The 7550-nt window shown below is 48.1% G+C and carries 9 protein-coding genes; 3 read left to right on the top strand and 6 right to left on the bottom strand.

The features are described 5' to 3' along the window. Positions 1–43: 43 nt before the first annotated feature. From rplT to thrS, 4 genes are all read right to left on the bottom strand, one after another. Positions 44–400: a 50S ribosomal protein L20 gene (gene rplT / locus J1785_RS05365; protein ID WP_013576134.1), complete on the bottom strand. Its 357-nt coding sequence runs from the start codon at positions 398–400 to the stop codon at positions 44–46. A 42-nt stretch (positions 401–442) separates the two neighbouring features. Next, positions 443–640: a 50S ribosomal protein L35 gene (gene rpmI, locus J1785_RS05360; protein ID WP_013576135.1), complete on the bottom strand. Its 198-nt coding sequence runs from the start codon at positions 638–640 to the stop codon at positions 443–445. A gap of 95 nt (positions 641–735) precedes the next feature. Continuing rightward, positions 736–1287, bottom strand: coding sequence for a translation initiation factor IF-3 (gene infC, locus J1785_RS05355; protein ID WP_013576136.1), 552 nt, complete (start codon positions 1285–1287; stop codon positions 736–738). A gap of 3 nt (positions 1288–1290) precedes the next feature. Further along, positions 1291–3219: a threonine--tRNA ligase gene (gene thrS, locus J1785_RS05350; RefSeq protein WP_095921433.1), complete on the bottom strand. Its 1929-nt coding sequence runs from the start codon at positions 3217–3219 to the stop codon at positions 1291–1293. 289 nt (positions 3220–3508) lie between these two features. Here thrS and J1785_RS05345 point away from each other — a divergent pair, with 289 nt between their 5' ends. After that, complete coding sequence (locus J1785_RS05345) at positions 3509–4189, top strand: MarC family NAAT transporter (protein ID WP_129951735.1); 681 nt, start codon at positions 3509–3511, stop codon at positions 4187–4189. Between the two features lie 23 nt (positions 4190–4212). On the opposite strand, the gene J1785_RS05340 is transcribed toward J1785_RS05345, so the two are convergent. Further along, positions 4213–4848, bottom strand: coding sequence for a transglycosylase SLT domain-containing protein (locus J1785_RS05340; RefSeq protein WP_013576139.1), 636 nt, complete (start codon positions 4846–4848; stop codon positions 4213–4215). A 322-nt stretch (positions 4849–5170) separates the two neighbouring features. On the opposite strand from J1785_RS05340, the gene J1785_RS05335 reads away from it, so the two are divergent. Then, entirely contained in the window at positions 5171–6040 is an 870-nt protein-coding gene (locus tag J1785_RS05335; RefSeq protein WP_217218970.1) for a fructosamine kinase family protein, read from the top strand. Between the two features lie 105 nt (positions 6041–6145). Here J1785_RS05335 and J1785_RS05330 read toward each other — a convergent pair whose 3' ends face one another. Continuing rightward, positions 6146–6694 carry a YniB family protein gene (locus J1785_RS05330; RefSeq protein ID WP_129951737.1) on the bottom strand — a complete coding sequence of 183 codons (549 nt, stop codon included), beginning with the start codon at positions 6692–6694 and terminating at the stop codon, positions 6146–6148. Positions 6695–6876: 182 nt separating this feature from the next. Here J1785_RS05330 and hxpB point away from each other — a divergent pair, with 182 nt between their 5' ends. Beyond that, entirely contained in the window at positions 6877–7542 is a 666-nt protein-coding gene (gene hxpB / locus J1785_RS05325; RefSeq protein ID WP_129951738.1) for a hexitol phosphatase HxpB, read from the top strand. The last annotated feature ends 8 nt before the right edge of the window (positions 7543–7550 follow it).

Here is a 7550-nt window from a genome sequence, read left to right as displayed (position 1 = left end):
CACACAATATAAAAGAGGGAGCAAGCTCCCTCTTTTACCTGACTTACGCCAGAGCTGCTTTCGCTTTTTCGACCAGTGCAGAGAATGCCACTTTGTCGAATACCGCGATGTCAGCCAAGATCTTACGGTCAATTTCAATAGAAGCTTTTTTCAAGCCGTTAATGAATTTGCTGTAAGACATGTCGTTCTGACGAGCTGCTGCGTTGATACGCGCGATCCACAGCTGACGGAACTGACGTTTCTTTTGACGACGGTCACGGTAGGCGTATTGACCAGCTTTGATAACAGCCTGGAATGCAACACGATATACGCGAGAACGGGCACCGTAGTAGCCTTTCGCCTGTTTTAAGATTTTCTTGTGACGTGCACGTGCAATCACACCACGTTTTACGCGAGCCATATGCTCTCCTGAGTTTTATATTCTAGATGAAAAAAAGTGTATTTATGCGTACGGCAGACATGCAGAGACCAGACCCAAATCGTTCTTGGATACCAGGCCTTTTGGACGCAAGTGACGTTTACGCTTAGTAGCTTTTTTGGTCAGAATATGACGCAGGTTTGCGTGCTTACGCTTAAAACCACCGTTGGCGGTTTTTTTGAAGCGTTTAGCGGCGCCGCGTACTGTTTTGATCTTTGGCATTTTAAATTCCACTTCGCATTGTTATTAACATGAATCAGAAAGGCGAATCCAGCATACGCGGTGCGGGCACCGCGCAGCAGGATTACTTGGAAGCCTTACTGTTTCTTCTTAGGTGCGAGCACCATGATCATCTGACGACCTTCGATCTTCGTAGGGAAGGATTCGACAACGGCCAGTTCAGAATCTTCACACAGGTCTTTACGGACGCGGTTAAGCACTTCCATACCGATCTGTTGGTGCGCCATTTCACGCCCACGGAAACGCAGGGTGATTTTAGCTTTATCGCCATCTTCCAGAAAGCGAATCAGGTTGCGTAGTTTGACCTGATAGTCGCCATCATCGGTACCAGGTCGGAATTTGATTTCCTTAACCTGAATAACTTTTTGTTTCTTCTTCTGCTCTTTGGTCGACTTGCTCTTCTCGTAGAGGAATTTGCCGTAATCCATGATTCGACAAACTGGCGGCTCGGCATTCGGACTGATTTCTACTAAATCGACGCCCGCTTCCTCAGCTTTTTCAAGAGCTTCATTCAGACTGACAATACCAATCTGCTCGCCATCGACGCCTGTGAGGCGAACTTCTTGCGCGCGAATCTCTTTGTTAATGCGATTAGGACGCGCCGGTTGAACTCGTTTTCCGCCTTTAATACTTTATTCCTCCAGTTGATGAAGACTTCTGCTGCGGATTTCCGCCAGCAGTTTGTCAACGACTTCGCTAACATCCATGCTTCCTAAGTCTTTGCCGCGGCGGGTACGAACAGCAACTTTGCCTGCTTCGACCTCTTTATCGCCACAAACTAACATATAAGGAACACGGCGTAGCGTGTGTTCGCGAATTTTAAAGCCAATCTTCTCATTTCTCAAGTCGGCTTTAACGCGAATGCCTGCATCTTGCAGTTTTTTAGTTAATTCTTCGACATAGGTAGCTTGTGCATCAGTGATGTTCATGATCACTACCTGAACCGGAGCCATCCAGGTCGGGAAGAAGCCAGCGTATTCTTCAGTCAGAATACCGATGAAGCGCTCCATCGAACCCAGGATAGCACGGTGAATCATTACCGGAACCTGACGGTCGTTACTTTCGCCAATATAAGAGGCGTTCAAACGACCAGGTAATGAAAAGTCGAGCTGCACGGTACCACACTGCCACGCACGATCCAAACAATCATGCAAGGTAAATTCAATTTTCGGACCGTAGAACGCCCCTTCACCTGGCTGATATTCGAACGGAATATCGTTTTCAGTCAGCGCAGCCGCGAGATCATCCTCAGCACGTGTCCACATTTCATCAGTACCAATGCGCTTCTCAGGACGGGTGGATAATTTCACCACGATCTTTTCGAAACCAAAAGTGCTGTACATGTCATACACCATACGGATACAGCTGTTTACTTCGTCACGTACCTGCTCTTCAGTACAGAAGATATGGGCATCATCCTGAGTGAAGCCACGAACTCGCATCAGGCCATGCAATGCGCCGGAGGGCTCATTACGGTGGCAACTGCCGAACTCAGCCATACGCAATGGCAGGTCGCGGTAGGATTTCAGTCCCTGATTGAAGATCTGAACGTGTCCCGGACAGTTCATTGGTTTGATGCAATATTCCCGGTTTTCAGAAGAAGTGGTGAACATCGCTTCTTTGTAGTTTTCCCAGTGACCGGTTTTTTCCCACAGCACGCGATCCATCATGAACGGACCTTTTACTTCCTGATAGTCATAAGACTTCAGTTTCATGCGTACAAAGGCTTCCAGCTCGCGGAAAATAGTCCAGCCGTCGTTGTGCCAGAACACCATGCCCGGAGCTTCTTCCTGCATGTGGTAGAGATCAAGCTGCTTACCAATTTTACGGTGGTCACGTTTACCGGCTTCTTCCAGACGCTGAATGTATGCATTCAGTTGCTTTTTATCTGCCCATGCGGTGCCATAAATACGTTGCAGCATTTTGTTATCGCTGTTGCCACGCCAGTATGCACCGGAGGTTTTCTGCAGTTTGAAATGATGGCAGAAACGCATGTTCGGTACATGTGGGCCACGACACATATCCACATATTCTTCATGGTGATACAAGCCCGGACGATCATCATGACTGATGTTTTCATCCAGGATCGCCACTTTGTATTCTTCGCCACGGCTTGCAAAGGTGTCACGCGCTTCCTGCCAGCTGACTTTCTTTTTAATAACGTCGTAATTCTTTTCAGCCAGTTCGTGCATGCGCTTTTCAAGCAGTTCGATATCTTCCTGAGTCAGCGTGCGATCTAAATCGACGTCGTAGTAGAAGCCATTATCGATAACCGGGCCGATTGCCATTTTGGTGTCTGGCCAGAGTTGTTTAATGGCATGACCCAAAAGGTGCGCACAGGAGTGGCGCAAAATTTCAAGACCGGCTTCGTCTTTAGCAGTAATGATCGCCAGTTGCGCATCAACCTCAATCAGATCGGTGGCATCAACCAGTTCGCCGTTAACACGACCCGCGATACAGGCTTTCGCCAGACCAGGACCGATATCAAGGGCAACATCCAGAGGAGAAACGGGGCGATCAAAAACGCGCTGGCTTCCATCAGGAAGAGTAATGACAGGCATGCTAATTCCTTAATCTACAGTGGTGCCCCACACGACAGAGCACATCTAGAAAAATATTTGAGTTTAAATTCACGTAGTTATTCACGCTATTTAGCTTTACCTTGCCAAATATAGGCACCCTGAATACTGCACGGTCTTGTACCGGGATGCGACGCGAAAACAGCCGACAAGTTTACCACCCGTAAAGTGCGAATTTCCAGCAACCTGTGTTGCTAATCGCGGATATTTTTCGTGTAATCTTCTCTGAGACGCTAAGGTAACCAGAGATGCATTTGAAAAAGAGAAGAAGATGACAGAAATCAGGCAATTATTTGAGGTACTTGGACTGGGTCTGGTGGTGCTGCTTCCGCTGGCAAATCCGCTGACAACCGTTGCCCTGATGCTCGGCCTTTCAGGGAATATGACCACTCAGGAAAGGAACCAGCAGTCGCTGATGGCCTCAGTGTATGTCTTTATCATCATGATGGTGGCGTATTACGCAGGACAAGTGGTGATGAATACCTTCGGGATTTCCATTCCCGGTCTGCGTATTGCGGGGGGACTCATCGTCACCTTTATCGGTTTCAGGATGCTTTTCCCTCAGCCGCACGTAGAAGAAAGAATCCTTATCGAAAACAAAACGGCTGAAATGAAGAAGCAGGATTCGCCAAATATCGCTTTTGTTCCTCTTGCGATGCCAAGTACCGCCGGACCAGGCACTATCGCCATGATTATCAGCAGTGCTGCGACGGTCAAGTCATCTGACTATCCGCACTGGATCATTATCGTTGCGCCGGTGATGATTTTCTTTTTAGTGGGTTTGATTTTGTGGATATCCCTGCGCAGTTCCGGGGCGATTATGCGTCTGGTCGGGAAAAGCGGAATTGAGGCGATTTCACGTCTGATGGGATTTTTGCTGGTGTGTATGGGCGTTCAGTTCGTTATCAACGGCATTATCGAGATTATTAAAACCTTCCCGCCAGCAGCCTGAGCCGCTGGCGGGAAAAACCATGCTTATCGCATCGCCAGATAGGCATTGTTCACTTTCCACAGATAGCGTGGGGCTTGTGGTGCCGGATGTTTTTTCTGCACATGGGCAGAAAACTCTGCGGGCGTCATCAGATTGATTTTCGCAATCGCATACGTTTTATCTTTATCGAACGTTCTCAGCAATGCCCCTGCTCCGTTCACATAGGCCAGCGTAGTGGCGTAACGGCGGGTTTCAGGGTTATTAATGCCGGCAAGCTGCTGTTGTAAAATGCTTAAATAAGCCGTTCCAAGGTCAATGTTAACCGCCGGATCTTTTAAATCACGCGGCGTGGGCTGACCGTAACGTCCTTTCATCCGGTAGGCATCGCGTCCTGCCGTTGAGGCCTTTAGCTGCATTAACCCAATCGCATTCGATTTGCTGACAACGGTTGGGTTATATCCAGATTCGACCTGAATGATCGCTTTAACGAGTGTTTCGTCGACGCCGTAAGTATTTGCCGCCTGGTGAATAACATCACCATAAGGCCCCGGATGCATTAATGAAGTATCGCGCTGAGGTGGCGGCGATGGATTCAAAAAACGCGTGGTCTGAACCGGTGTTTCTTTAGCGCAACCCGCCAGCAATAGCGCGGCCATCAAATAAAGAATGTTTGGTTTCACGTTATCTCTCTCGCGACTGGGACGAGATGTAGCATATACATCTTCTTCCCACACCTGAATATATTTTTCGTCTATTATTATTATTGCTTTGTTAAACAAGGGGGTTGAGATGATGTCGATAAGACAATTCCGCTTATAAAACCTGTTTCAGGTTACTTATTCCTAAATTAATCGGTTCGCTGATGGCATTTCCTATTTAGCCATCTCAGAAATGGCATAAATTGACATCATCATCTGATTCAGCCGTGCGCCGGATCGGGTTTTCGAAGCGCGAAAAACGCTAACTTAATGAATTATCGGGCCAGTCAGAAGGGGTAATACCATGTGGCAAGCCATCAATCGTTTGTTGAGTGAACACTTAGGTAATGCTGAAATCCGCGAACGTGTTGAGCTCCCGGGGGGCGAAATCCACCCTACCTGGCGGCTGAGTTACGGTGACAGGGATGTGTTCGTAAAATGTAATACACGCGAAATGTTGCCTATCTTTGCCGCTGAAGCCGATCAGCTTACCCTGCTTGCGCGCAGCCAGACCGTCCGGGTACCGGAAGTTTATGGCGTAGGCAGTGATCGTGATTACAGTTTCCTCTTACTCGAATATATCCCGCAAAAACCGCTGGATGCACATAATGCCTATGTTTTAGGTCAGCAACTTGCCACGTTGCACCAGTGGAGTGAGCAACTGCAATTCGGTCTGGATTTCGATAATGAACTGGCGACGCTTCCGCAGCCCAACAGCTGGCAACGACGCTGGGCCACCTTCTTTGCTGAACAGCGTATTGGCTGGCAGCTACAACTGGCTGCAGAAAAAGGGATGATGTTTGGCAATATCGAAGATATCACGGCCATGGTTTATGCACGCTTGCAGAATCATCAGCCGCAACCTTCACTTTTACACGGCGATTTATGGCCGCATAACTGTGGTTTATCGGATGATGGTCCGGTGATTTTTGACCCTGCCTGCTACTGGGGAGACCGGGAATGCGATCTGGCTATGCTGCCGTTGTATCCTAATATCCCGCCGCAATTATATGACGGTTATCAAAGTGAAACTCCGCTCCCTGATGACTTCATTTCCAGGCAACCCGTCTACCAGTTATATTACCTGCTTAACCGCAGCAATTTATTCGGTGGTCAGCATCTTGTGGTTGCACAACGCGCCATAGAAAGACTGCTACACGAAGATATCAGTTAGCAAAATTAATCTTTTAGCCCTGAGAAAATATGGCCTGAACACGTCAGTATTCAGGCCATATTTATCATGCTTACCGAAAAGCGTTATAAATATGTCGTCAGTATGTCAGGCAATTAATCCTAATAATTTCAAAATGAAATAGCCGATGACAGCGATGATAATTGGCAAAATATACAATGGGAAATACTGCACCAAAATAGTGTGTCGCGGTATCACGATACGCTCTTCGATTTGCGGACGCGTACGTCCTTCAACCCCTTTCGCCTGTTCCAGAATAAGCTGATCCTGAATCCCTTCGCGAATGTGTTTCACCTGACGGGACATTCTCGCGCCGGAAGCCTGAAGTGCCAGACCCACAAAAATCAGCCAGTAGATGACAAAGAACATGACGTTCGCGCTGGTAACACCCTGTCCTAAAGCAGGCACCGGTGAGTTGTACCAAAAGACATTGAGAAACGCCGTATTGAACTTCACCATATCCACCATCACATGGACGAAATCCAGCATGACCGCGTTGATGCCCTGCTCCGTTTTAGTGTGCTCATTGATAAAAGTCAGCAAAGAAATCAGCGTTGAAAGCAGAGCAGGAATAAAGATGATCCATCCCGCTATTCGTTTAATGACTGCCACACGTCCGGCTTGTTGGTACGTCATGAATTCCCCTTGTTAGGATACCTAAAGCAACGGCTAAGTTTACCCACAGAAAGGCTGCTCCGCCCAATGTTTTAATCAGTTAGCATGGCAGTGCCGGGACAACAGCCCTCCGTCTTTGATTTCACCTACATTCCCGCCAATGTTAGAGTGGGTTTCTATTTATTGTAAGGGAGTCCGCTTTCATGGCTTATATCCGCCCTGTTAATGCAGCAATTTTCGATATGGATGGTCTGTTAATTGATTCTGAACGTTTATGGACTCAGGCTGAGCTGGACGTTTTCAGTCGCCTGGGGGTTGATATTTCCCAGCGCCATTTATTGCCGGATACGCTAGGTTTGCGTATCGATCAGGTGGTCAGAATGTGGTATCAGGCGCTTCCATGGCGGGGTCCGGATCAGGAAGAAGTGTGCTCGATGATCATCGCCCGCACGATTGAACTGGTGGAGCAAACCCGGCCGCTGCTGCCTGGCGTAAATCATGCCCTTGAACTTTGCCGTGATCAGGGGCTTAAAATTGGTCTTGCCTCTGCATCACCGCTGTTTATGCTCGATACCGTGCTGGAAATGTTTAATTTACAATCTTTCTTTGAGGTTCGTGTTTCTGCGGAAAAGCTGCCTTACAGCAAACCCCATCCTGAGGTCTATCTGCTGGCTGCGGGAGAATTACAGGTTGATCCCCTGCACTGTGTGACGCTCGAAGACTCTTTTAATGGCATGATCGCCACCAAAGCCGCACGTATGCGCTCCGTGGTAGTGCCGGACCAGGAATACAGTATGGATCCGCGCTGGGCGCTCGCCGATGTCAAACTTTCTTCCCTCGAACAACTGCATGTGGTGCATATCAGTTAACTTTATAC

The sequence above is a fragment of the Rahnella perminowiae genome (assembly GCF_019049755.1).
In the GTDB taxonomy this organism is placed as follows: Bacteria; Pseudomonadota; Gammaproteobacteria; order Enterobacterales; family Enterobacteriaceae; genus Rahnella; species Rahnella perminowiae.
Note: the sequence above shows the minus strand (reverse complement) of the source record. Positions and strands in the feature narration are given on the sequence as shown.